This is a genomic window from Niastella sp. OAS944, from assembly GCA_024809215.1.
GTDB lineage: Bacteria > Bacteroidota > Bacteroidia > Chitinophagales > Chitinophagaceae > Niastella.
This window is the reverse complement of sequence record JANUBW010000008.1, coordinates 129008-155977: the sequence shown is the minus strand read 5'-3', so window position 1 is coordinate 155977 and position 26970 is coordinate 129008. Positions and strand designations below refer to the sequence as shown.

The following is a 26970-nucleotide window of genomic DNA, read 5'->3' as shown; positions in this document are numbered from 1 at the left end:
CAGATCTTTCAATATTACTTGGCTAATTTTTTGCCGTTCTTACGTTGAATGATCAGTTTATCGCTTCCTTTACCTCTTTGGCGTGTTTTCAGACCTTTGGCGTATTTACCAGTTCTGGAACGTGGGTGACCACCTGAAGCCTTACCTTCACCACCACCCATTGGGTGATCTACAGGGTTCATCGCAACACCACGGTTACGCGGCTTAATACCTCTCCAACGGTTACGACCAGCTTTACCCATCATTTCGAGGTTGTGGTCACCGTTACTTACCACACCTACAGAAGCGTAGCAGTTGATCAGTACTTTTCTTAATTCGCCAGAAGGCATTTTCAATACAGCGTATTTCTCTTCTTTGTTGGCAAGCTGAGCCGATGTACCGGCGCTGCGAACCAATTTACCACCCTGGCCAGGTTGCATTTCAATGTTGTGAATGTTGGTACCCAGTGGCATGTTCTTCATTTGAAGCGCATTACCAACTTCAGGAGCAACAGCATCACCGCTTATAACGGTAGCGCCAACCTGTAAACCCTGAGGAGCCAGAATATATCTTTTTTCACCGTCTTTGTAGTTTATCAAAGCGATAAATGCAGTACGGTTTGGATCGTATTCGATAGAAGCTACAGTACCAGGAATATTTTTCTTATCGCGTTTGAAATCGATGATACGGAACTGTTTCTTGTGTCCGCCACCGATATAACGCATAGACCTTCTACCCTGGGCGTTACGGCCACCGGTTTTGCTTATTGGTTCAAGCAGGCTTTTCTCTGGTGTATCTGTAGTGATTTCAGCAAACGCATTTCCTATTCTCCAACGCGTTCCGGCTGTAATCGGTTTGTATTTTTTAAGTGCCATGTTTTCGTCTGTATAATACTGTTAAAAAATTTTTGTCAATTCTTTGCGGCGCTTGACTCGCCATTCTTTAACCCTAACGTATAGGATTAGATGTTAGCGTATAAATCGATATTCTCACCTTCTGCTACTTTCACATACGCTTTTTTGTAAGCCGGTTTTACACCAGAAATAAAACCAGATTTAGTGAACCGGTTCTTTGCTTTACCGGGCACTACTACTGTATTTACTTCTGTAACCGTTACACCGTAAAAGCTTTCAACTGCTTTTTTAATTTCCAGTTTGTTGGCTTTGCGGGCTACACGAAAAGCAAAAGTTCTGCTTTTATCAGTAAGCTTGTTGCTCTTTTCGGTAACGATTGGTTTTATCAGTACTTCTGCGAGTTTCATATTACTCTGTTTGAAAAATTTGTAATTAGCTAATCAGCATTAAATTATGCTTCAACACCTTCCTCACTGAACAACTTGGCTACGCTTTCAGTCAACAACAACACATCTGCATTTACGATATCGTATGTATTGATATCGGCAAACTGTACACTCAGTGCATTGGGGATGTTGCGAACGCTCAGTTGCAGGTTATCGTTATACTCTGGAATAATAACCAAAGCTTTTTTGTTGTCGATCTTCAGGCTGCTCATGATCTCAACAAAAGTCTTTGTTTTAGGAGCATCCAGGTTGATATCTTCAACAACTACAATGGCGTTCTCTTTAGCTTTATAAGACAGTGCGCTGATCTTTGCCAGATCTTTCACTTTACGGTTCAGTTTGAAATCGTAATCGCGGGGTTTAGGTCCAAAGATAGTACCACCACCTTTGTACAAAGGGTTACGGAGGTTACCTTTACGTGCGCCACCAGTACCTTTTTGACGGTGCAGTTTTTTGCTTGAACCTTTAACTTCCAAGCGGGTTTTTACTTTGTGCGTACCTTGACGTTGTGCAGCCAGATATTGCTTTACAGCCAGGTAAACAACGTGTTGGTTGGGCTCTGTTCCGAAAATATCATCTGCTAATTCTACAGAACGACCGGTTTTAGCACCCTTTATACTTAATACATCTACTTGCATCGTACTTTATATTTAAGATCACCTCCCGATTAACTCGGGATAAATCTGCAATAACAAAATTATTTTTGAATGTATACTATCGCGCCATTGTGGCCAGGAACAGATCCGTTCACCAGGATGTAGTTCTTCTCAGGGAATACTTTCAGGATCTTCAGGCTTTTAACTTTCACGCGATCGTTACCCATACGGCCGGCCATACGCATACCTTTAAATACGCGTGAAGCATCCGATGAGTTACCAATTGAACCCGGAGCACGTTGACGATCGTGTTGACCGTGGCTTTGCTCGCCCACACCACTAAATCCGTGACGTTTAACAACACCCTGAAAACCTTTACCCTTTGTAGTGCCTACAACGTCAACTTTTTCACCTTCAGTGAAAATGTCAACAGTGATAGCATCACCTAAATTCTTTTCAGTGTAATAATTGCGGAATTCTTTGATGAATTTCTTTGCGGCTGTATTTGCCTTAGCGAAGTGATTTTTTTCAGCAGCGATAGTGTGCTTTTCATTCTTGTCACCGTAAGCTATTTGGATAGCATTGTATCCATCAGTTTCGGTAGTTTTTACCTGGGTCACAATACAGGGACCTGCTTCAATGATGGTGCAGGCAGTTTGCTTGCCATCCTGACTGAAGATGCTGGTCATCCCGATCTTTTTACCAATGATTCCTTTCATCGTTGTTCGGTTTGTGCCCTCGTGGTTGAAGAGACATTTGCGGCAATGATTGTAGAACCAGGGGGTTCTTATTAGGTACCTCTACCAGGCAGTAGACAGGTACACAACCATGAGCAACTTCAATCTCCGTTTGCTGCCGACCTTTTCCGTTTGGCGCCGAAGTTTCAGCTTTTACGGCCTTGTGCCGCGTGCTGGTCTTCGTAATCTTTTTTCTAAGATAACCACCTCTGCTTAAGCGTTGGCGGTCGCTGGAAGTACCGACAGTAAACTAACCTCGAAGGGCTAGTTCATATTTTAAAAAGTTTATAACCTATTTTATGTGTGAACCGCTTTAAACGTTTCACAAACCCTGTTTTCACAGGCGGTTCAATTAGTTAACCCAGCGCTGCTTTATCTGTAGGCCATTTGACCAAACAAAGTTTGCAGATAGGCTTGAAAGAACTTTATGAAAAAACCCTGTCAGGATTTTTAGAACCCTGACAGGGTTCATACAAATGCTTTTACGCTTTGATCTCTACTTCTACACCACTGGGTAAGTCAAGCTTACTCAGGGCGTCCACTGTACGGCTAGAAGAAGTATAAATATCTAACAACCGTTTATGGGTGCACAACTGAAACTGCTCACGACTTTTCTTATTCACGTGGGGTGAACGCAATACGGTGAATATTTTTTTACGTGTAGGTAAAGGAATTGGACCTGTTACCACAGCGCCAGTGCTGCGAACGGTTTTTACGATCTTTTCAGCAGATTTATCTACCAGATTGTGATCGTAAGACTGTAATTTTATTCTGATTCGCTGAGACATATTGCAAAACCCAATTTTTCCATTGGGGATGCAAAGGTAGGGGTTGATAGTTATTGTGCAAAAGAATTATCAAAAAAAATTGCTCTAAGCACAAAAAAAGTTCAAAAACTGGGGCTTTTCTGCCCCTTTCGGGGTAATTCCAGCCATAATAACACTGCCCCAGGCCATTATGTTTGCTCACCACCCTCCTATTTTCACCCCCATCGTACCAACCTCCTTCGTTCCTCTGTCGTTTTTGAATTACTAATTCATTATTTTTTCCCTGCCCTTGTGTTACCCATATTGGTAGTAAAAAGGTAGTGGCAAGGTAGTAAAGAGGTAGTGCCAGGGTAGCCCAGGTACGGCCCAGGGGTAGTCCTGGGGTAGTAAAGGGGTAGTGTTTAGGTAGTAAAAGGGTAGTGTTTGGGTAGTAAAGGGGTAGCCAAAATTGCGTTTTTACGTTATAATACATTAATTATCAGCACGATAAAAAACCAAGGGGTAGTCGAGGGGTAGTAAGCCCTCATTAATTTAATGAATGTCAATCAGTTACCGGCATCAGTCGTATTCGCCGAGTTTGCCACTGCCCCAATAATTAAAATTCCGCCCAATAGCCCACCAACCACTGTTCCGGCAGCGGCTCCGCCACGGCTTGCCTTCATAACAAAATACTGGTTGCCACGGTGATTGCCATTCATCCACATGGTTCCCGGCCCCTGATTGCTTTGAATGAGCTGCGAAACAAAGAATGAATGCTCATAAGCTACCGGAAATGCATCACGATTACCTATTGACAGGGATAGATAACTTCTGAGCCGTAAGGGCGAAGAAGTTTCGGTAAACACAGCCGCTTTTACCGGTATACTATATCCATCTGTTACAGAGTATTGCACTTTTTGATAGGCTTCATCAGGCACTTCATCAATAAAATTATTTGTAATACCTATAGGGTTCCTGGTAAAATATGAATATGGTGGAACAAAATCAACCGATGGCGGCAGGCTGGCTACAGCACTTAAATTGCCTGTACCTGAACTATAACCACCTCCCCCGTTTCCATAGTTATAAGAGTTGCCATATGCGGTGCCTTCTATATTTATTTGACGGGGCGCATAACTAACCGACCGGCCATTTACAATGAGCGAGGAATTATGCCAGTCGATAAAAATGGGCACGCGTAATTTGTTTTCTACTGTAATGGTAACGGGTGCATTCTCCCCATAGAAATTATAAACTATGCGAACCGTGTCGTTCACAAATTCAAATTCCTGTAAATCGTTCATGTCTAAATTTGAACTGCTAACGGTTGCATATTGATAAGTACTGCAGGAAGAAAAAAGAAGGACCGCCATAACGGCAATGGGTAAAATTTTTACCATAAGCTTTTTCACACAAGGTAGCAGAATACAAAAACGGCATGTGTTAAGGAAGGTTGAATTAACAAATATTAAGAACACCGTGGTGTTAATTAGGGATCAATTCAACATACGGTACTAATTGCTCGTTGTATAATTTACGTTCGGCGGGGTCAATAACAGGTGGCGCATGATCGCCCACCAGTAGTATATGCGCTTTTGGCGCACCTGGCTTACTTAATTTACCGGCCAGGTCTTTAAACAACTGCTGCTGTTGATAAGCTAATTGCAATATTGTTTCTGAGGTTCTCAACCCTTTAAACTTATCGGAAAATTTTTGATAGCCTTCATCATGTACCTCAATCAGCGGCAAATGCGTAGTGAGTGTTACCCAGTAATAAAACTCCTTTTTTTCGGGTTGGCGGTTCATGGTATTTAACAACCAGGTATTGATGGCCGTATCGCACACACCCCTGAATGTTTTATGTCCGCACATGGACATATTCAGCTTTTCAAACTCTTCTAAAAAATACATTTCCTGCATACCCAATACCGGCCATATTATATTTCGCTGGTAAAACCGGCTGGTATTGCCATGTACTCCTACTACATGATAACCTTGTTGCTGTTTTTTAACCAGCAGTGAGTTTTCTTTTACCCACGAATCTTTTACCTGGTAATAATGAAAAACATAACCGGTCAACTCTCTGAATTCGCCGGCCTGGGTTAAATACTTGTAGCGGTTGGTACCAACTTTAACGGTATACTTATTTTCTTTCGACAACTCATTCAATGGTTGCATTACATCGCGCAGCAATTCGTCGTTGGTAAACAAACCCCACGATTCAACCAGTATAAGGGCTTCCTTTGTTGTTTTACCACTACCCGGCGTTTCAAGAAAGATCTTTTTTGCAGCCGACCCCAGTAATTCAATATCCTTTTTGGCCGTGGTTTTTATAATTACTCTTTGTACTGCTTTTACAAATGCCCATGCAGGTACAGACACTACTCCCCTTTTTGAATGCCCTTTCTCATTTAATGCATTTAACACAAGACCAACCACTATCAAGGGCCATAGAAACCGCACATGCAGTATTTTGTATTTTTCATTGTACCGCATTAACAGCATAAGCAAACCAACAACAACAGCGATAAACAATATCAATATACCTGTCCATTTCAGTATATCAACCAACGGCATATTAGGCACTTTTGTAAGCGCATGCGCTACCTCTAAAAAATCTAAAAAGAAGAGTGAAGTTGATGAAAAGAAGAGATCATAAATAGCAAACAATACCCAGGTTGTTACAAACAGCTTGCGATTGATGTAAGGGTATAAACAGGCAATAAGCAAATATTCCATTACAAAAACACCCCGCAGTAAACTAACCTTCAGCCCCAGTAACCAAAATAAGATATTAGGAACCACAAGTATCAGTAATGCACCCAGTAACCATTGCCAGATCTTTTGCTTTTGCAATTCCATATAATTATATAAGCCAGATGTAAAGAAAATAAAACCCTACGGTGCACAATGCGCCAATAATATCATCGAGCACAATACCTATACCCTGCTGAATTTGTTCAACCGGTTTAAAGAATGGCTTGAAAATATCGAACAATCGCCATACAATAAAAAAAACTAAATAATAACCCGGCTTATGGGGTATAAAGCATACAACTATCAGCGAGCCTATAACTTCATCGAGGGTAAAACAGGAAGGGTCGTGCCCTATGCATTTTTCGAACCGGTACCCCAGGTAAAACGACAGGGGCAATAATACCAGTAAAACGCCAACCAACATAAGATCGGGCTGTATGAACCAGGCAGCTAAAAAAACCAGCGCACTGGTAACCGTACCCGGCCCTTTTGTTTTATACCCTATGTAAAAAAAAGAGCCGGCTACTTTTTCCCAACGTTCCAATTCCATTTCTTTATTAAGGGTTTTACCAAACCGGTGTATGATAATAGTATAATAAACACTTCAAGTGCTGTATGTAACCAATTGCGTGCAATGGAGGCAGGCATTACCAGGTACAATTGTTCCGCAAACAGTAAAATGCCATAAAAATACGACAAAGCGGTTTTTAGTTTGCTTATGAACAAGGTAGGCACCTGTTGTTGTTTGTTACTGGCAAAAGCACCAATGCGAACAATGGTTTGCACAATTTCGCGGGCAAAGTATAATACCGTAAACCATAAACTAATATCGCCAACAAGGCAGAACCAGGCAAAGGCGCCCAGCAAAACAACTTTATCGGCAATGGGATCAAGCAATTGCCCCCAGGCAGTACGGGCATCGAATTTACGGGCCAGCCAGCCATCGACCCAATCGGTAAAAACAATGGCCATAAAACAGGCCATGCGAATGCCGGTGATCTTTCTGTCGTAGAATATTGCTATAAACAGTAAAACACCCGCCACTATCCGCGCTATGGTGACCACATTGGGCAACCATACAGGAAGCCGGTAACTGGTAGTATTAGTCATTCTTATGCGTCAAAGATAACTATCTTCTGCGCGGTTCCAAATGCGTTAAACTTCAACCCAAAACCGGTAATTTCAAACGCATAAAGTACCGTTCAAACTTATGATAACTAATATAGGCTATTAAATAAACAGCCACGGCAAGCCCAAACGAAACAGCCCACAACAATAGGGTTTCATTCTTTAACTGCAGCCCGTATTTATTTAGGAGTAAGCGGTTTAACATTGTCCATAAAGGCATATGAATGATATACATGGCGTAGGAGTACCTGCCAACGCTGGTGAGTATCTTTTTTGTAAACAGCTGTTGAATAAGGTTGTTTTTTGCCGACAGCAGCCCATACCCCATTACAGCAGCAAGGGTAATATCAATAAGAGTAAATCCCAGGCGACTGGTGAACGATTCGGTAAAATGCATGGGTATTTGCAATACCACATAAAAAAGAACATTCAGGGCCACGCCTGCTATGGCAATCCAAAGCAGTATTTGTTTTAACCGGTTGGCATTGCGTTGAATTAACAGGTACAGTAAAGCGCCCGCGGCAAATGCATCTATCCGGCCGGGTAACAATAAATACCGGTAAAGCGGCGCCATTGTTATAAGCTTATCGGCACCCAACCTGAATACAATGGCAAACAAAATAAGGCCAACCATTACCCAGGTTAGCTGGCTTCCTTTTTTGTAAAACAACCTGATCACAAAAGGCCAGGCCAGGTAAAACTGCACTTCAACTGCCAGGGACCATAAATGAATGAGAGAAATATTTTCGGGCCAGCCATAGCGCAGGCTACATATGTTTTCAGAAAACGTCCAGTACCATATTTGTTTATTCATCAAATGGCGGTACGAAGGGGTAACCAGCGATGGTATAAGTAATGGGAATATTAAAAATATAAATACCAATAAAGCAAAGTACAAGGGGAAAATGCGAACTACCCGCCGCCAGTAAAAGTTACGATAATAGTCAGGCTCGTTTACACCCTGCATCAGCTTCCAGGTTATCAAAAATCCCGATAACACAAAGAACAGGTCAACACCTGCCCAGCCAGGTGTAAACCCTACAAAATGCCAGGCCATCACTGCTAAGATGGCCAGGCCACGAAAGCCATCGAAAAGTGCAAAATATTGACCGTTGAAATGTGTTTGTTGGATGTTGGATTGCATGAATTTATTTTCATGTGCATAATGCTCATCGTGCGCCCGGTTGGCAATGTGATCGCAAATAACTCGTAAACAAAGTGCTCAGATGCTCATACGTTCCCGGCCCTTCAGATATATTATGGGTACGGTTTGGATAACTCATAAAATGAAACTGCTTATTGTATTTGATGAGCTCGTTCAATAATAGTTCGGCGTTTTGATAATGCACATTATCGTCGCCACTGCCATGAATGTACAACAAGTTGCCTTTAAGGTTTTTAGCATGTGTTACAGGCGAACCCTGTACATAATCGGCTTTATTTTCCTGGGGCAGGCCCATATAACGCTCCTGGTACACATTGTCGTATGTAAATATGCTGCCTACTGCCGCTACTGAAATACCGGTTTTATAAATATCAGGGTATTGGAACATAAGGTTTAATGTGGCCGATCCACCGCCACTCCAGCCCCATACGGCTATGCGTGAGGTATCAACGAATGGCCATTTGCAAATTTCCCGGGCGGCCATTGCCTGGTCGCGGATATTTACCTGGCCAATATTACGATAGATCACTTTGCGCCAATTACGTCCTTTAGGCACTGGTGTACCGCGGTTATCTATGGAAATATAAATATATCCGTCGCTGGCCATATCGCCTTTGTACAGGAAATTATCTGCAATACCAAACTGGTCTTTTACATTCTGGCCCCAGGGTTCGGTATATACATAAAATACAACTGGGTACTTTTTGTTGCTATCGAAATTCCTTGGTTTTACCATCCAGCCGTCCATTTCAATACCATCGATGGTTTTTACCTTAAAGAACTCGATGCCATTGTTCTTGCTGGCCTTAGCCAATTTATCATTAACCTTATTCTCGCCATTGAGGCCCTTATGGTCGGGCAGCGATATCCATTCATCAGTATAAGCCGTATAGTAATTTGAGAATATGTGGCGGGCATAGGTGGCTGCGGGTGAAAGTTCATAATCGTGTGTGCCTTCCTGGTTGGCGGGCGACACTCTTTCTGCTACGCCTTTACCTGTAAGTTTTGTACGGTACAGGTATTTTTGTGTGCCGTTATTGGGCGAAGCCATAAAATACACATACCCGTTCTTTTCATCAATGCCGGCAATATCCATTACATCGTAATTACCATTTGTTATGAGTTGCTCTTTTTTTCCATCGCGGCTAATGCGGTACAGATGGCGCCAGCCATCTTTTTCCGATGCCCAAATAAATTCTTTGCCATTGCCGATCCAGTCCCAGCCACCCCAAATGTAGTCATTGTCCCAGGTAGGCAGTATATCAATCCAGGCCGAATCTTTTTCTGTATAAATAACCTGCGATGCGCCGGTTTGGGCGTTGCACAGCATAAGGTCGCTTTGGTTTTGATGCCGGTTCAGGTGTTGTATAATAAGCTCATTGCTATTGGCAGCCCACTCCATGCGCGGCACATAACTTTGCAGCGTGGCGTCGGTAGGAATATCCATCCAGTTGGTTTTGCCAGAAGCAATATCCACTACACCGATCTTATAAGGCGAAGGAGCTTCACCGGCTATGGGATATTCAACCGGTACGGCAAAGGGATAAATAGAATCGGTATTGTTCACCATAAGGTAATCCTTCGTTTTGCGCGCATCAATTTGCCAGTAAGCAATGCTTTTGCTATCGGGGCTCCAGCGAAAACCATCGCGGCAAAAGAACTCTTCCTCATACACCCAGTCGAATGTACCATTGATGAATTTTCGGTTACCATCTTTTGTTAGTTGCTGAATATTGCCTGTAGCCAGGTCCTCTACAAATAAATTATACTCGCTTACATAGGCTACTTTAGCGCCGTCGGGTGAAAATTTGGCAAACATCAGGGATGATATTGGGCGGTTCTTACCCAGTTTGGTCAACCTGCCGGTATTTGTATCAAACACCCAATAGTCGCCCCTGGTTTGCAGGCGCCATACCTTTTTGGTGTTCGTAAAGAACAGCACCTTTTTTTCGTCGGCCGAAAAGCTAAAACTGCGGCCATTGATCTGCGTAGTCTGGCCTTCGGGCGTCAGCTGCTTTTTAGTAACGACAACCGTTTTGCTGTGCTGGGGCAGGGTAAATAAACACAGATCTCCATCTTCAATACGATAGTAGCTATTTCCGTTCTTCGACCATTTAATGGCCGCCCCCTGGGCAAACAGGGCAACATGAGCAAATACAGATGCTATTATTATTAAAAAAGTTCTGAGTACAGTTGAAGGATGCATGTTGATACAATTTGGGGCAGGAAATTAAGGATTTGCACGCAAACAAATGTTACCATAAATATAAAACCCTCCCGAAGAGACGGGAGGGTCTATTTATTAGTACTCCTGATGCTCACAATAAAGTTTAGGGGTTATTACCGGGCCCAGTAACCGGGAACCCAGGTATACCCATTACGGCGGGGCGCCCAATAGCCTTGTACATAATGGCGATGGTGGCGGGGTTTAGCCCAATAACCATCTACGTGCACGTAATGGCCGCGACGGTTTTCCCACCCACCTTCAACCCACACGTGACGAGGCGAAGGCGCCACAGGGCGAACTACTACTGGCGCCGAGGGCCGTACTCTCACTACCAGCTGGGCCTGTGAAGCAAATGAAAATCCTACTACCAACACTGCGGCTATAATAATGCGGTTAATATACTTTTTCATACTATCTGTTTTTACTGTTCACAATACATTTTCCGCTATTTGGAGGGCTGGTAAAAACAAAAGTTTAAGCCTGTGTTTGGTGTTGTCATTTCATTAACAAAATGAGGGGATTTATCTGTTAAATTTTATTATATAAAAAAGCCCCGACGATACTGTCGGGGCTATCTGTTTTTTCAGAATACTATCATTATTGCTTAATCAATTGCAGGGTGCCCAGGATGCGGCTAATCTTCTCATCATATATTTTTAACCAGTAAGTGCCTGCTGCGCTGTTAAACCCGGTAATGGCTGCGGTACTTTGGTTAGCTATACGTTTAGTTAACACCACCTGGCCCTGTAAATTCACAATTGTGAAAGTATAGGTTTTGCCGGTGCTGAGGCCTTTTATAGTGATTGGCCCTTTCACCGGGTTGGGATACACGGTGATCACCTGGCCAGGATTATCGGTATCAGTTATACCGGTGCTCATATCCCGGCGGATGGTAATGCTGTCGATATTCTCCTGCGCGGTATAGCAATTTTCACTTGTTCTCATTTTCACATACACCTTATTATCGCCAAGGGCTAATGAAGCGGCTGGTATAGAAATGCTATTATTGCTGCTTTCGGCCTGTACAATGTTGGTAAAGCTATTGTTCCAGGCAAAGGTATATAGCGGATTTTTACCACCACCGCTTACATTGGTTGCGGTTAACACCACAGGGTTAGCAAGTGTAACCACATTGGTGGTGCTGGCACTCAGATTTACATCGGGTGTGGCCGCCACCGTTACCGTAAAGCTGGCCGTAGTGGTTTTGGTATCGGTTGTATTGCTATAGCTCACACTTACAGTATGCGTACCACCGGTAAGGGTGCCGGGTGCAATAGACACCGTACTATCAACTGCAATGGTTAAAATGGTATTATCAAGCTTAACAGTAACAGCAGCAGTGTTATTGGGCAAATTGAGCAGTTTTATTTTTTGCACACCAACAGTGCCACAGTAGTTGTTTACCAGCCCGCTTATAACCGGTTGCACAACAGGATCGGGCTTTACAATGGTACTAACTAAATTGGTTACAATAGGAGCGTTAAAATCAAAGTAAATAGAGGCCGAGTTTGTTATTACTTCTCCTATAGACAGGTTTGTTTTTGGTTTTATACGGTAAGCAATATAGCCATGGCTGGCTGGTTCATTTATCGCCGCATGTGGCAGTAAAATATTGCCGAAGGTCCATTTAAACTTATTATTATCGGTTATCTGTAATGTCCAGGGATGACTGGCGCCGATCATTTCAATACTGCTCCAATCTAATTTATCACTGAGGGTATCCATTATCACCACGTTAAATGCGGTATCGGTACCCAGGTTCTGGAAGTTGATCACATAACTTAGTTCTTCACCATTTGAAACGGCTGCAGGTGAAATTCTTCCGGCATGGTTTTCCGATTTATCATTGGGGTCAAATGAACCGGTCACTATCTGCAGAAGAGTATCCCTGTTATTAACAGGTTGTATATCGCCGGTGGCAGGTTTTATAAACACTATATGCATCAAGGTATCGCCAATGTTTACATCAGGTGCTATTTTATTTTTCAACACAATGGCAATGGAAGCCGATTGTTCGGGCAGCAGGTTGTTGTAGTTCCATACAAGCGTATCGCCGTTTTGTAAATCGGGGACAGGTACTGCGCTAACAAAAGTAGTACCGGAGTCTTTAACCATAATTACGGTACCGGTAGTAATGGTTTCAGTACCGTCGTTTTTATAGTGAATAGAATAAGAACTATTAAATCCTGGCCTGGCTGCGCTGGTATTGATAATACTTACCTGTACATCACGCGTAACGGCAATGGGCTGTAGTGCAAAATCAACCGAATCAACCATTAAGTAATTGGCAAAATTTGACTGATGAGGTACCGTAACAGCCGTATAATATGGTTTATTAATCGCTATTGAAGTAATGAATGATCCTGTATCTACTTCAATTTTAAATTGGCCATTGTATGGTATACCCGAACGTTTGTAACCAGGCTTTTCACTATTAACAATAACATCGCTGTAATAATACTCGCCTGCATCTTTTATTCCGTTTGCATTTAGATCGAGAAACACGTTACCTTTAATAATGTTGGCTGGCCCTAATTTAACCACCCAGGTATTCTGACTTCCCTTTAATCCACTCACATCGCCGTCATTGGAATTTGTATTGCCAAAAACAAAATATTTTCCATTTATCTTATATGCTTTCCCAGGTATTTCAAGCCCAAAGCCGCCTAATGGCCTTTGCCAATTAATACCGCCGTTGGCGTTAACGTTTACCAGCCACATATCATTAGTACTGGTATCTGATTTAAAATGCATGCCCTGTACATCACCATCATTGGAGCCGGTAGATGCAAGTATGGTAAAAGTATTTCCGTCATCAAAAAAATTATCGGACCGCGGAAGGTTGCTCATTGAAATGCTCTCATTCAACGAACCACCTAAACATTTTTGCCAGGCAAGGGTGCCGTTTGCCGCCAACTTTACAAACAAAAGGTCAGATACGCCATGAAAGCCGTTTATATCACCGTTGTTAGACGTTGTTGTACCTAGTAAAAAAGTCTCTCCGGCGGCATTAATAAAAGTTTGATTAAAAGATTCTGCACCTGAACCACCCAGTGCTATTTTCCATAATAAAGTACCATTATTGGAGAACTTCCCTGTCCATACATCGTAGTCGCCATTATTTTTTCCCACATCACCGTCAATTGATGAAGTGATCATGGTCACTAATATGCTGCTATCTATATTATTAAAATACATTTTTGGAGACCCGTCATACCTGCTGCCACCTATGGGTCTTTTCCAAACAATACTTCCGTTATTATCAAGTGTAAACATCCAAACATCTCCGCCCCCAAGTGCGCCGGTCATATTCCTGTCCGATCCGCTGCTTGTAACTACCACGCTCACTTGAGATGAACCTGTTTGTATTACGTCAAATAAACTTTCCGGTGAAAATGTTGATCCAAAAGAATTCCACCATAACACCATTCCATTGGCAGATAATTCAGTAACAAAAAAATCGTTCAGGTAATGATTACTATCCGGGGTATCAAAAAAATCGCCGGCCACTACAATATTCCCGTTCGATTTTATGATCATTTTTTTGGGGTCATTTGATTTTGTTCCAATTCTTGTCTTCCAGATAACACTTCCATCATTTGCCAGTTTAACAACAAATGGTTTGTACAAACCATCATTACCCTGAAAATCACCATCTACAGAATTAGTCTTTCCTAAAATTAATATACTTCCATCTGGTAGCACTTCGGCTTGTACAAAATCATCAACAGCGGTGCCACCAATGATTTGCGTCCATTCAATTGCGCCGTTAGCCGAAAATTTCACAACCCAAACATCATAATTAGCGCCCTTAACCGGGCCATGAAAACCAACTACATCACCATCAACAGAAAGCGTTAGGCCTGTTAAAATAAATCCGCCATCAGGAGTATTTATTGATTTACGTAAAAAGTCAGACCCAGAACCACCTGCATATTTGTCCCATATGATTTTACCATCCTGCCCCATCTTAGTTACCCGGAAATCTGAAAGCGATCCGCTTCTATTACTTCCGCTCATAACAAGCAGGTGACCATCGGTTGTTATGAGGGTACTATTCCAACCATCGGATAAATTTCCACCAATAGGCCTTTGCCATTCAATACCAGGGCTCTGGGCAAAAGCCGTCGAAGTAAGAATAGTGCACCATACAGCGACTATAAACCTGAGATTAAAAATCATGATAAGAAAGTTTTAGGGCTTGGGAAACTGCTGTTGAATATTTATATAAAAGGTAATCAAATGTAATTTTTTATTGGGATAAGGCCAATAGAACTGATAACTGTGCATTACCGGCTATAAGCGTGCAGTTTTGGGGCATAAGTGTGCAGGCAAAAGAGATAAGGCATAAAAAAATCCCCCGGGGCAAGCCGGGGGATCGCTCAGTTCTTCTTTATTATTGGATCAGTAATTTATGCAGATAGATTTTATCATTCACCATAATTCGTAACACATAACTTCCCCTGGCCAGATGACCAAGATCTAAAGGTGTTTTAAACGCAGCTGTATGTTGTACACCAAATTGCTTGGTAGTAACAAGGCGCCCCTGCTGATCAAGCACCTGAACCTGCACATTGCCCTCAACAGTACCCTGTAGTTTCAATGTAGCATTGCCCGTAGCGGGGTTGGGATACAACGATGAAATAATATCGGCGCCGTTCTTTAGGTTTACCAACACAATGGTCGACAATGTAAACGATCCATCTGCATCAACCGATCTCAACTGGTAATAATTATATCCTTTTAGGGGTTGTTTATCTATAAACAAATAAGTACTCATACCAGGCTTTACCTTGCCAATGGTAGTAAAATCAATTCCATTACTACTGCGCAGTACTTCAAACTGTTTTATATGCTCCTCCATGCTGGTTGCCCAGGATACATTAACTACATCACCATCTTCAGCAGCATGGAACCGTGTTAAGGTAACCGGTAATGGTGTAAGTAGCAATACTGCTGTTTTTTCGGTATTGGTTGCAATAGGTAAATTATAATCGAAATAAATACCGGCAGTATTCTTAATGATATCACCTAATTGTACGGTTGGTTTGGGTTTAATTTTATAGGCAATATAACCGTGGCTGTTAGGCTCATCGATGCCCGTGTATGGCAGCTTTATGTCATTGAACTTCCAGGTGAGTTTATTACCATCATCAATTGATAACTGGTATGCATGACTCGATGCGATCATTTGCAGCGAGCTCCAGTCGAGCCGGCTATCGAGCGTATCGCGAACCGTAATATTGAAGGCTGTATCGGTACCGGTGTTTTGGAAACGGATGAGGTAGGTTAACGGATCGGCGCCGGAGATTTGATCAGGCGTTATAATACCACCATGCGACTCCGTTTTATCGTTGGGGTCGAAGGAGCCAATTACCACCTGTTTTAGTATGGCAGTATCATCATTTGGCGTAACATCTGTACCGTCATGTTCTATCCATACTTTTGACTTCAGCGTATCGCCAATATTTGTTGCCGGCGGGGCAGCCACCACAAAGTTAAGCGTTATGAATGCCTCAGTATTGGGAGCCAGGTTACTGAAATTCCAGGTAAGGTTATTGCCATTTACGGTTGCTGTTGGTTGTGAACCGGTTAATGTAAGACGGGTATCTTTGATCAGTTGTATACTACCAGTGGCAACCGTATTTGTTCCAACGTTCTTATATATGATCTTATATTGGGCTGTAAAACCAGGGCGGGCTACAGTAAGCGGCAATATGCTCACATTAACATCGCGCAGGTTGGGCAGTGGTTGAACCGCAAAGTGAATTGAATCGGTATTGAAGTAGCTGTTGAAGGTGGTTGTTTTAGTTGCAGGAACTATGCTATAATAAGGGCTGTAAGGGACCGCCTTTGTTACATAAGTACCGGAATCCACATCCATAGTATAATAACCTTTATATGGAATGGCCGAGGTGGTGTCACCGTTCTTACCTGATCTTACAGTAACCTTATCAAAAGCTAACTCACCATTATTTTGAAAGCCATCGCTGTTGGCATCATAGAAAACACGGCCGGCAATGGTGTTGCTGGCGCCTACTTCAAACATCCACATGTCGACCCAGTTTATCAGTGCCCAGCCACCTATTACAATGTTCCCATTATTTTTTAACGTCAGGCATAATCCGTAATCAGTTGAGGCAGCGCCGAAACTCTTTTCCCAAATCAAATTGCCATTCCCATCAAAATTGATGAGCCAGCAGTTGCTGCCAGTCCCAGATGGGAGTGATACATCGCCATCGTTTGAGCTTGTTCCGCCTACACCCACAAAAGTTTTATCAGGTAACATTTGAATATCATTAATATTATCGCCATCACTGCCACCAAAACATTTTTGCCACTTTATAACCCCTGTTGCCGACAGGTTTACAATCCATGCGTCGCCGCTGATACCACCGTAGGGGTCAGGTTGGTGAAGGCCTGTTACATCACCATCGGTTGAGCTGGAACCACAACTAATAATATAATCACCTGCAGGGGTGATCTCAATATCAGTACCGCTATCTTCACCTGTACCACCCAAACATTTTTGCCATTCTATAGTGCCATTTCTGTCAAGTTTAACTACCCAGGCATCTGGTTTAATCCAACTAACTGAAGTATCGACGGGGACACTATGCGAACCCTGTACATCGCCATCCCATGAATTACTTGAACCGGTTAAAATATATCCGCCATCGGCGGTTTGCTTAATAGCCCCAGGATATTCATTATTACTTCCACCCAGGCATTTCTGCCATAACATATTTCCATTTTTATCTAGTTTGGCCACCCAAATATCATAGGTTGTTCCGTGCGATCCTGACACGTCGCCGTCATTTGATGCGGTGTTTCCAAGTAAGATATATCCATCCGGAGTTCTTTCTACATAAGTAGCATGGTCGTTTAGCGAGCCTCCATAACATTTTTGCCAAATAATATTACCATTGTTGCCTAAACGAACTACCCACGCATCGCCGTTACCATGATGCCCTGTTACATCGCCATTATTAGAAGAAGCGCCACCGGCAACAATATAACCACTGTCATGAGCCAATTGCAGGGAACCTATTCCTTCGCTAGCTGAACCACCCAAAGAAACGTTCCAGATAATATTTCTTTGTTCATCAAGTTTCGCTACCCAAATATCAGAAGTTGGATATATTCCGGTGGGCGAATGATTACCGGAATATAAACCGGTGGTTGAATTGGATGAAAAGCCCAACAGGTACTTACCATCGCGGTCAATAAAATTGATGCGGTCGCCGCCCGTTAACTCATCAGAGTTTTCGGCTCCCCATATTTTTTGCCACTTTAGGCCGGGGGCTTTTCCCTGCGCATTACAAAAATGAACGGCTGCAAAAAAGATAACAGTTAAAAGTATAGATTTACGCATAGCGATAAAATGGTATTCATTTGCTACAGAACCACCAAATGATACTTTGTTTTAGTATTAAGATTAAACCCTATGCTCTTTGTAGAATTAACAGGTAAACACAAGCGCTTTTTACAGGAAGTTGGATGCAGAATAAATAAAGACCGTCAAAACTAATAAATAATTATTGCCTAACGTTAACACCCAATAACTGTGTTGTTTTAGGCTATAAGCGTGCAGTTTTGGGCAATAACTGTGCACATAAAAAAGGCCCCACCATGCGGCAGGGCCTTATATTAAGAGATATGAGAACGCTGTAATTAGTCAGCTTTCACTTTACCTTTCACCTTAGCTATCACTTCTTCAGCGATGTTGGTAGGTGCAGGTGAGTAGTGGCTGAACTCCATGGTGCTGGTAGCGCGGCCCGATGATAAGCTACGTAATTGTGTTACGTAACCGAACATTTCGCTCAGCGGCACTTTAGCTTTAATTACCTGTGCATTACCGCGGGTATCCATACCTTCGAGCATACCACGACGACGGTTAAGGTCACCTGTAACATCACCCATGTATTGGTCTGGCGTAATAACTTCCACTTTCATGATAGGCTCCAGTAATACAGGTTGTGCTTTACGGCCAGCCTCACGGAAACCGCTCTTGGCACACAACTCAAACGACATACCGTCAGAGTCAACCTGGTGGTAGCTACCATCGAAAATGCGAACTTTCACGTTCTCTACAGGATAGCTGGCCAGTACACCAGTGCTCATCGCTGCTTCGAAACCTTTTTGAATTGGTTGAATGAACTCACGGGGGATAGATCCACCGAAGATATCATTCACGAACTGGAATCCTTTACTATCAGGATTTTCTTTCAGCCACTCTTCATCAGCGGGCCCGATCTCAAACACGATGTCGGCGAATTTACCACGACCACCGGTTTGTTTCTTCAGGGTTTCGCGATGCTCAACAGTTTTTCTGAACGCTTCTTTATAAGCAACCTGGGGAGCACCCTGGTTAACTTCTACTTTAAACTCACGACGCATACGGTCGATGATGATCTCAAGGTGCAACTCACCCATACCACGCAGGATGGTTTGACCGGTATCTTCATCGGTATTTACACGTAATGTAGGATCTTCTTCTACCAGTTTGGCGATAGCCATACCCATTTTATCAACGTCGGCCTGAGTTTTAGGCTCAACGGCGATAGCGATAACCGGCTCAGGAATGAACATGTTCTCGAGAGTGATCGGATGATTTTCATCGCAAAGGGTATCACCGGTCTTGATCTCTTTGAAACCTACCGCAGCACCAATATCACCGGCTTCGATGAAATCGATGGGGTTTTGTTTGTTGGCGAACATCTTCATGATACGGCTGATACGCTCGTTCTTACCACTACGCATGTTCTTCACATACGAACCGGCATCGAGGTGACCGCTATAACAACGGAAGAATGCCAAACGACCTACGAATGGGTCGGTCATGATCTTGAAGGCCAGGGCTGCGAAAGGCGCTTTAGGATCGGCCTTACGAACTTCTGGTTCTCCGGTTTCAGGATTAGTACCAACTACATCATCGATATCAGCTGGTGAAGGCAGGTAGCGGCAAACGGCATCCAGTGCAGTTTGTACGCCTTTATTTTTGAATGAAGAACCGCACATCATTGGAACGATGCTCAGATCGATCGTTGCTTTGCGGATAGCTTCATGTACTTCGTCTTCAGTGATTGTATTAGGATCATCGAAAAATTTCTCCATCAGCTTGTCGTCGTATTCGGCAACAGCCTCAATGAGGTTTTGTCTCCACTCATTTGCTTCTTCAACCATATCAGCTGGTACAGGAATTTCGTCGAAGGTCATACCTTCTGTTTCCATGTGCCAAATGATACCTTTCATTTTAATAAGGTCAACCACGCCCTTGAAATCATCTTCGGCGCCGATGGGCAACTGCAGGGGAACTGCTTTTGCACCCAGCATTTCTTTAACCTGTTTAACCACCATCAGGAAGTCGGCACCTGAACGGTCCATTTTATTTACGAAACCGATACGGGGAACTTTGTAACGGTTTGCCTGACGCCAAACGGTTTCAGACTGAGGCTCAACGCCATCAACGGCAGAGAACAGGGCGATCAAACCATCCAGTACACGCATTGAACGCTCTACCTCAATGGTAAAGTCAACGTGGCCCGGAGTATCGATGATGTTGAAGTAGTATTTTTTAGTATTGGCATCAGCCTTACCTTTTACGGTAGGAAAGTTCCACTGGCAGCTAACAGCAGCAGAAGTAATGGTGATACCTCTTTCTTTTTCCTGTTCCATCCAGTCGGTGGTAGCCGCCCCATCATGCACCTCTCCTATTTTATGGATCATACCGGTATAGCGCAAGATACGCTCCGTAGTAGTTGTTTTACCGGCATCGATGTGTGCCGCAATTCCAAAATTTCTTTGTAATCGTAAGTCTGCCATGACTTTGTTATATTTTCTTTTTAATGTTCCAGGGAAAAATGCCCTGAAAATGAGCGGGCAAAGGTAAGAAAAATTCCAACGAATTTCGTATGTATCAGGGTAAAAATAAAAAGCCCCGCCAGGGGCTAAAAAGAAAGCCCTGCGTGATTTACAGGACTTTCCGGTGCAGTAACCTACCAGGTAATAGAAATTTAATACAGATAGTTCAATGCAATAACATCGGCTGAGTTAAAAGGCCGGTTCTGGCCTGAGCCTATGCAGGAAAGCATCCAGCTGTTGGCACTGGTACCGGTGGGCGTACCGGGAATATTGATGGCCCCTACCCCTGCAGATCCTTCATTTACCGCTGAACCGCCACAACTGATAGACCGGTTAAAATAATCGGTATGGCGGAAACCAATGCAATGGCCAATTTCGTGCGCCAGAATGGAAGCCACGGTGTTCTGGGGCTGACCAGAAACCGCGCTGTTATTGAGGATCACCTGATTATAAGGATTTCCCGATGAAGTTGGGAAGCCGGCTGAGGCCAGAAAACTGCCGGAACCATTAACTATAGAAATATTAGCGCCTGAGGTTACGCGGGAAAAAGTAATGGTAAGGCCTAACGCGTTGTAACGCGAAATGGCTGTATTCAACGCTGTAGACCAGGCACTCAGACTGGAAGCCAGGCTTACCGTAATGGTCCGGGGCAGGCTCCTTACCAAATTGGTTGTTCTGTACTGCTCCTCGTTGCCCACCCTTAAAAGTGATACATTAACTTTTTCGTTCAATTCAGCTTCGCTTATCAGAATATCACCTTCAACAATATAGTTGCCATTCCCGTCTGGAATTACATCTTTGTTACTAAATCCGAGGTTGTAAATTTTAGCAAGTACTTCGTCCGAAACTGCGGGTTCAGCAGTTTCAGTCTTTACATTTTTGCGGCAGGCATATAGGATGAGCATGCAGGCTGCCACTGCACTTAAAGTGAAGATAGTCTTTCTCATGTGACTTGTAGATTTAATGTCGGTTAATGGTAATGTTACTGCACGTCTATCAATTTACCGAAATTATCCAGAGGGCTTTTTCGCAAAATGGCAACGGAGTTGCAGATAACCGCAGTTAATACCCAGTTACCAGTAAGGTTCACCGTTATTGTGGAAAAGTTTTTTTTAGCTATTACTAAAATGCACTATACAAGATAGTTAGTATAACGTATTAGCTGTCTGTAGACTTAATACAAGTAACCTAGCGCAACCTTATCATTGGCATTGAACGGACGGTTCTGGCCATAGCTTATGCACGACAACATCCATGAATCAGGATCGGGGTTGGCATTGGTGCCTGGAATAAATACCGCACCAACTGTAGATGCACCTTCATTCACCACCTGGCCGCCACAGCTAAACGAACGGTCCATATAATCGGTATGACGGAATCCTATGCAATGCCCTATTTCATGTGCCAATACAGAAGCTATCATAGTCTGTGGTTGCCCACTCAGCGCACTTGAATTTACCTTTACCTGGTAATAAGGATTGCCACCGCCTGGGAAACCGGCCGATGCCAGATAATTACCCGCAGCCTTTACAATAGAGATGTCGGCATTAGAGTTAACCCGCTGAAAAGTGATTTTCAGGCCCTCGGCATTATAACGGCCAAGAGCTTCATCCAACGCCGCTTTGTATGAGGAAGGAAGTTTTGAGGAAACACTCACTTTAATGACCCGGGGTAAAGCGGTAACCAGGTTATTGGTTCGGTATTGCTCTTCGGCACCAACCCGTAAGAACTGCAATTCGGGTCTGGTATTAAGGTCGGCCTGGCTTAACACAATATCACCTTCCACCACATAATTTCCGTCCTCATCCATTGAGACATTTTTATTACTGAAACCCAGGGCATAAATTTTAGCGAGCGCTTCTTCGGAGGGAGATGCAACTTGTTCGGTAGCAACATTTTTACGGCAGGCAATGAACATAACACCAGATACGGCCATAAGCATTGTTGCTTTCAGGGGGCTGATTCTCATAAGTGTTTCTTTTTAGCTTTTTATAAATTAATGGTTATTTCAATTTAAGAAAATTACTTACATAAAAGAACCTTTAATTAAGCAACTCTGTTGCAGATGGCAGGTGCATAATCTTATAACTTAATGTTTATTATTACCATATATTAAAGTAATTATTTATCAATTTAGGTTGCCCTATATAGTTAGGTGTTTGATCCGTGTTGCTCCAACGTTATTTATTGGTTGGTGTATCGGCATCATATCAAATTTTGTAGATTGTAGTATGAAACAAACCGGGCTTCTGCTGCTTGTTCTTTTATTTACCGTACAACTGGTACAGGCGCAGCATATGATATCCGCAGCCAACCGTAAACTATCGCCGGTATTGCAAAACAACAGGAAACTGCTTACCCTTAAAAAGGAACAGGTGTTTTGGCTGGTTACCTCAAACATTGATTCGGCCAGGAAGTACTTTGCCGACAAGAAATTGCCGGTCACTATTATACGGGAACACGCGGGGGGCCTGCTGGTTGTATCGGCCAAAGGCACAGTAATTGACTCTACGGTATTATCCCTTCCCTTTATTCGCTTTATTGATGTTCCGCGTACTCCACACGAAGAGCTGTCGCTTAACCTGTTCGATAACAGCCTGAACACTATTAACGTGGTGCATAGCAGGTACCCAAACTTAAATGGCAACGGCCTGGTGGTTTCAGTTAAAGAAAACAAACCCGATACTACCGATATCGATTTCAGGGGGCGGTATATTTCAACCCCGCTTAGTTCGAACCTTATTTCATCACATGCCTCATACATGTGCACCGTTATTGCCGGTGGCGAAAATTCGTTTTATACGGGGGGCGGTGTTGTAAAACAGGCATCTATCGTCTCCTCCAACTTTGAATCGCTTTTACCCGACGGCGATAACATTTACAAACAATACGGGGTTTCGGTGCAGAACCATTCCTATGGCACCGGCCTCGAAAATTACTATGGGGCCGATGCTGCAGCCTATGATGCCAGCATTGTTGCCAACCCATCGCTTCTGCATGTTTTTTCATCGGGTAACTCAGGCAACCTTACCAGTACCGGTCCCTATGCAGGCATTGTAAATATGGCCAACCTTACCGGTAGTTTTAAAATGGCTAAGAATGTGCTAACCGTAGGCGCAGCCGACTCTTTTGGCAACGTATCGTATTTAAGCTCAAGAGGACCTGCCTACGATGGCCGTATAAAACCCGAGCTGGTGGCTTTTGGTGAAGATGGTAGTTCTGGTGCAGCCGCCCATACTTCGGGCGCTGTATTGCTTTTACAACAGTATTACAAGGAAAAAAACAGCGGTACCCTTCCCCCCGCTTCATTAATTAAAGCCCTGTTGGTGAACAATGCCGACGACCGGGGCACCAAGGGGCCCGACTTCCTTTCGGGTTACGGCAGCCTGAATGCATACAATGCACTGCGTGGGCTCGAGAACAACCAATATTTTTCAGGCACGGTGTCGCAAGGTATTAGTCAAACCTTTACGGTAACGGTGCCAGCCAATACCCGGCAGTTGAAATTAACCCTTTGCTACACCGACCCCGCCGCTGCCGCCAATGCGCCCAGGGCATTGATCAACGATCTTGATGTTGAGTTAGTGAATAACAGTAACGGGCAGGTTTGGCTGCCCTGGGTGTTAAGTTCGGCGCCAGTACTAGATTCCCTGCTGAAACCAGCCGTTCGCAAAAAAGATACGCTTAACAATATTGAACAGATCACGCTCGATAACCCAACTGCCGGTACCTACACCATCCGGGTAAAAGGCTACGCCATTCCTACCGGCAGCCAGCCATTTTTTGTGGCCTGGCAGGAACAGGCGGCCGATCAGTTTCAATGGCAATACCCTGTTTCGGTTGATTATATAAAAGGCGGTGAAGCCAGCCTGATTCGCTACACAAGTACTTTTAACACCACAACCGGTGTGCTGGAATACAGTATTGACAAAGGCGCCAGCTGGCAAACCGTGAAAAATGACGCTGTATTAGCCGCCGGCTCACAATACTGGCAGGCGCCCGAAATATTTGGCACTGCTTTGCTACGCATGACCATAAACGGACAAACATTTGTATCAGATACCTTCACCATTTCAACGCCGGTAAATGTACAGGTGGGCTTTAATTGCGCCGACTCGGCATTGTTGTTTTGGAGCAAACAACCCGGCATAAATTCATACACAGTATATCAATTGGGCGAAAAATACCTGCAACCGCTGGTAACCTCAGCCGATACCAGTATTATTGTTAGGGCGCCAGGCGAAAAATTGTGGTATACCGTAGCGCCGGTGATAAACAATAACTACCAGGGCATAAAGGGCTACACCATCAATTTTCGTACACAGGGTGTAGACTGCTACCTGAAAAGTTTTTTCGCCGACCTACAGAACGGGAATATGGGCTGGCTTACAGCATCCATTGGTACTGTGCTTAATGTAAAAAGTATAACGTTTGAAAAACTGGTGAACAGGCAGTGGCAGCCATTGCAAACCTTTCAACCCGTTACAAAACCCGATTTTGAACTGGGCGACAATAACCTAACCGATGGGGTAAACAGCTACCGGGTGAAGATCGGTTTGGCAAACGGCCTGTTTATAACCAGTGACCCACAAAGCATTTATTACTTCCTTACCACCCGTTATATTATTTTCCCTAACCCGGTGCCGGCAACCAGCACCTTATCGGTGTTAATGAAGGATGAACCGCAGAATACTTATTTACAGATCTTCAATACGCTGGGGCAAAAAGTATTGCAGCAAAAGCTAACCCAAACGGCGGAAAGTATTTCATTGAACAAACTCCAGGGTGGAATCTATTTTGTGATCATAAAAAAGAATGGGAAGAAGGAGTTTACGGGGAAGGTGATGGTTAAGTAGAGAATAGTTGACGAGTTGACGGGTTGACGGGTTGACGAGGAAGCAATGCGATTAGGGATCAAGTTGAATTCCTGGAGGATTAGTTACTTCTTTGTATCGTTATGCTGTATGCGTAGTTAGAATAAATGGCCGGTTAGTTATAATGCGGGAGAGTAAGTGTTGTCTGTACTCAATTGATGCAGGCAGACCGGGACAAATAGAATTCTTGATAAAGAACAGCCATGCCGATGGTTTAAATGCCTGAAAATCAATTTATTTCTATTAAAGGGAAGCTTATTTAATTGAAAAAAATGTAATTATTTTTTAGAACTTCTAATTGAAAAAATTCCTCATTCTTTTTAATTGGATGCGCATCTGATTGAAAAAACTGTACATTCTTTTTAATTAGATGTGCACGCAATTGAAAAAACTGGACAATCTTTTTAATTGAAAGCTTATCCAATTGAATCAACTGTTCTTTTTTTTCAATTGAATGAACTTCTAATTGAAAAAACAATTCATATTCTTTAATTATGAGAATCTCCAATTGAACAAACAGTTCTTTTTTTTCAATTCAAAAGACTTGTAATTGAGAATTATTTCCTCTTTTTTCAATTAAACCCCGCCCTAAATTCCAACGGCCGGGCAATAATAAAAAAGTCCGGAGAGACCTTCACCGAAAGCAAACTAAAAAACCCACCGGGAGAAACCGGTGGGTGTATATGGTAAGATGTACTTAACACTGTGTTATACGCGGAAGTGAGCAAAAGCCTTGTTAGCTTCAGCCATACGGTGCGTGTCTTCTTTCTTTTTGAAAGCTCCACCTTCACCTTTGCTTGCTGCGATGATCTCGTTAGCCAGTTTTTCTGACATGCTACGACCGTTTCTTTCACGGCTATAGCGGATCAACCACTTAATGCTTAAAGAGATCTTTCTGTCTGCACGAACTTCGGCAGGGATTTGGAAAGTAGCACCACCAATTCTACGGCTGCGTACTTCTACAGCAGGCGTAACATTGCTCAGGGCTTTTTTCCATATTTCATAACCGTTTTCACCGGTTGTTTTAGAAACGCGATCCAGCGCGGTATAGAACAACGTGAAAGCAGTGTTCTTTTTTCCTTCCCACATCAGGTTGTTGATGAACCTGGTAACCATCAAATCGTTATACCTTGCATCAGGCGCTAAGGGAATTTTTTTGACTTTTGTCTTCCTCATTTATAAAAATTTGTAGAACTGTAGTACTAATTATTTTTTAGCCTTTTCCTTTTTAGTTCCGTATTTAGAACGGCTTTGCTTACGATCTTTAACACCCGCAGTATCAAGACTACCACGAACGATGTGGTAACGTACACCTGGTAAGTCTTTTACACGACCACCGCGTACCAGCACGATTGAGTGCTCTTGCAGGTTGTGACCTTCACCGGGGATGTAGGCGATAACCTCTACTTTGTTTGTTAAACGTACTTTCGCCACTTTGCGCAAAGCTGAGTTAGGCTTTTTAGGAGTCGTTGTATAAACACGGGTGCACACACCACGACGGAAAGGACAGGAGTCTAAAGCTCTTGACTTACTTTTAGCCTTAATGATTTCTCTTCCTTTTCTTACCAATTGTTGTATAGTAGGCATTCTGAACCTT

General features: G+C 43.2%; 20 protein-coding genes. 1 reads left to right on the top strand and 19 read right to left on the bottom strand.

Going from position 1 to position 26970, the window contains the following annotated elements; translation table 11 throughout:
- Positions 1–14 precede the first annotated feature (14 nt).
- From rplB to GGD38_RS26945, 17 genes are all read right to left on the bottom strand, one after another.
- Positions 15–854, bottom strand: a complete 840-nt coding sequence (gene rplB / locus GGD38_RS27025; RefSeq protein ID WP_375303142.1) for a 50S ribosomal protein L2 — start codon at positions 852–854, stop codon at positions 15–17.
- An 86-nt stretch (positions 855–940) separates the two neighbouring features.
- Positions 941–1240, bottom strand: a complete 300-nt coding sequence (rplW, locus tag GGD38_RS27020; protein WP_375303143.1) for a 50S ribosomal protein L23 — start codon at positions 1238–1240, stop codon at positions 941–943.
- 44 nt (positions 1241–1284) lie between these two features.
- A complete protein-coding gene (rplD, locus tag GGD38_RS27015) occupies positions 1285–1917 on the bottom strand; it encodes a 50S ribosomal protein L4 (protein WP_375303144.1) in 633 nt (210 codons plus the stop codon).
- 59 nt (positions 1918–1976) lie between these two features.
- Positions 1977–2594 (bottom strand): 50S ribosomal protein L3, encoded by a 618-nt coding sequence (rplC, locus tag GGD38_RS27010; protein WP_375303145.1) that lies wholly within the window; start codon positions 2592–2594, stop codon positions 1977–1979.
- A 500-nt stretch (positions 2595–3094) separates the two neighbouring features.
- Positions 3095–3400 (bottom strand): 30S ribosomal protein S10, encoded by a 306-nt coding sequence (rpsJ, locus tag GGD38_RS27005; protein ID WP_014220852.1) that lies wholly within the window; start codon positions 3398–3400, stop codon positions 3095–3097.
- A gap of 524 nt (positions 3401–3924) precedes the next feature.
- Positions 3925–4758, bottom strand: a complete 834-nt coding sequence (locus GGD38_RS27000) for a hypothetical protein (protein WP_375303146.1) — start codon at positions 4756–4758, stop codon at positions 3925–3927.
- 85 nt (positions 4759–4843) lie between these two features.
- Positions 4844–6220, bottom strand: coding sequence for a sulfatase-like hydrolase/transferase (locus tag GGD38_RS26995; RefSeq protein WP_375303147.1), 1377 nt, complete (start codon positions 6218–6220; stop codon positions 4844–4846).
- Between the two features lie 4 nt (positions 6221–6224).
- Positions 6225–6665, bottom strand: a complete 441-nt coding sequence (locus tag GGD38_RS26990) for a phosphatidylglycerophosphatase A (RefSeq protein ID WP_375303148.1) — start codon at positions 6663–6665, stop codon at positions 6225–6227.
- On the bottom strand, positions 6638–7225 hold the full coding sequence (locus GGD38_RS26985; protein WP_375303149.1) for a CDP-alcohol phosphatidyltransferase family protein: 588 nt from the start codon (positions 7223–7225) through the stop codon (positions 6638–6640). The genes GGD38_RS26990 and GGD38_RS26985 overlap by 28 nt, the downstream gene beginning before the upstream one ends.
- Before the next feature lie 52 nt (positions 7226–7277).
- Complete coding sequence (locus GGD38_RS26980) at positions 7278–8387, bottom strand: acyltransferase family protein (protein WP_375303150.1); 1110 nt, start codon at positions 8385–8387, stop codon at positions 7278–7280.
- 25 nt (positions 8388–8412) lie between these two features.
- Complete coding sequence (locus GGD38_RS26975) at positions 8413–10614, bottom strand: S9 family peptidase (RefSeq protein WP_375303151.1); 2202 nt, start codon at positions 10612–10614, stop codon at positions 8413–8415.
- Between the two features lie 134 nt (positions 10615–10748).
- Positions 10749–11045 (bottom strand): hypothetical protein, encoded by a 297-nt coding sequence (locus GGD38_RS26970; protein ID WP_375303152.1) that lies wholly within the window; start codon positions 11043–11045, stop codon positions 10749–10751.
- 187 nt (positions 11046–11232) lie between these two features.
- Positions 11233–14817, bottom strand: coding sequence for a T9SS type A sorting domain-containing protein (locus tag GGD38_RS26965; protein WP_375303153.1), 3585 nt, complete (start codon positions 14815–14817; stop codon positions 11233–11235).
- A gap of 214 nt (positions 14818–15031) precedes the next feature.
- The gene (locus GGD38_RS26960) at positions 15032–18010 is read right to left on the bottom strand and encodes a T9SS type A sorting domain-containing protein (protein WP_375303154.1); all 2979 of its coding nucleotides are present in this window, start codon (positions 18008–18010) and stop codon (positions 15032–15034) included.
- Positions 18011–18309: 299 nt separating this feature from the next.
- Positions 18310–20460 (bottom strand): elongation factor G, encoded by a 2151-nt coding sequence (fusA, locus tag GGD38_RS26955; RefSeq protein ID WP_375303155.1) that lies wholly within the window; start codon positions 20458–20460, stop codon positions 18310–18312.
- Positions 20461–20651: 191 nt separating this feature from the next.
- Entirely contained in the window at positions 20652–21446 is a 795-nt protein-coding gene (locus GGD38_RS26950) for a M57 family metalloprotease (protein WP_375303156.1), read from the bottom strand.
- A gap of 227 nt (positions 21447–21673) precedes the next feature.
- Positions 21674–22468 (bottom strand): M57 family metalloprotease, encoded by a 795-nt coding sequence (locus GGD38_RS26945; RefSeq protein WP_375303157.1) that lies wholly within the window; start codon positions 22466–22468, stop codon positions 21674–21676.
- A 262-nt stretch (positions 22469–22730) separates the two neighbouring features.
- Here GGD38_RS26945 and GGD38_RS26940 point away from each other — a divergent pair, with 262 nt between their 5' ends.
- On the top strand, positions 22731–25355 hold the full coding sequence (locus GGD38_RS26940) for a S8 family peptidase (protein ID WP_375303158.1): 2625 nt from the start codon (positions 22731–22733) through the stop codon (positions 25353–25355).
- A gap of 726 nt (positions 25356–26081) precedes the next feature.
- On the opposite strand, the gene rpsG is transcribed toward GGD38_RS26940, so the two are convergent.
- Together rpsG and rpsL are read right to left on the bottom strand one after the other, a co-directional pair.
- Positions 26082–26549 carry a 30S ribosomal protein S7 gene (gene rpsG, locus GGD38_RS26935; RefSeq protein ID WP_375303159.1) on the bottom strand — a complete coding sequence of 156 codons (468 nt, stop codon included), beginning with the start codon at positions 26547–26549 and terminating at the stop codon, positions 26082–26084.
- Positions 26550–26579: 30 nt separating this feature from the next.
- Positions 26580–26960 carry a 30S ribosomal protein S12 gene (gene rpsL / locus GGD38_RS26930; RefSeq protein ID WP_014220863.1) on the bottom strand — a complete coding sequence of 127 codons (381 nt, stop codon included), beginning with the start codon at positions 26958–26960 and terminating at the stop codon, positions 26580–26582.
- Positions 26961–26970: the final 10 nt, after the last annotated feature.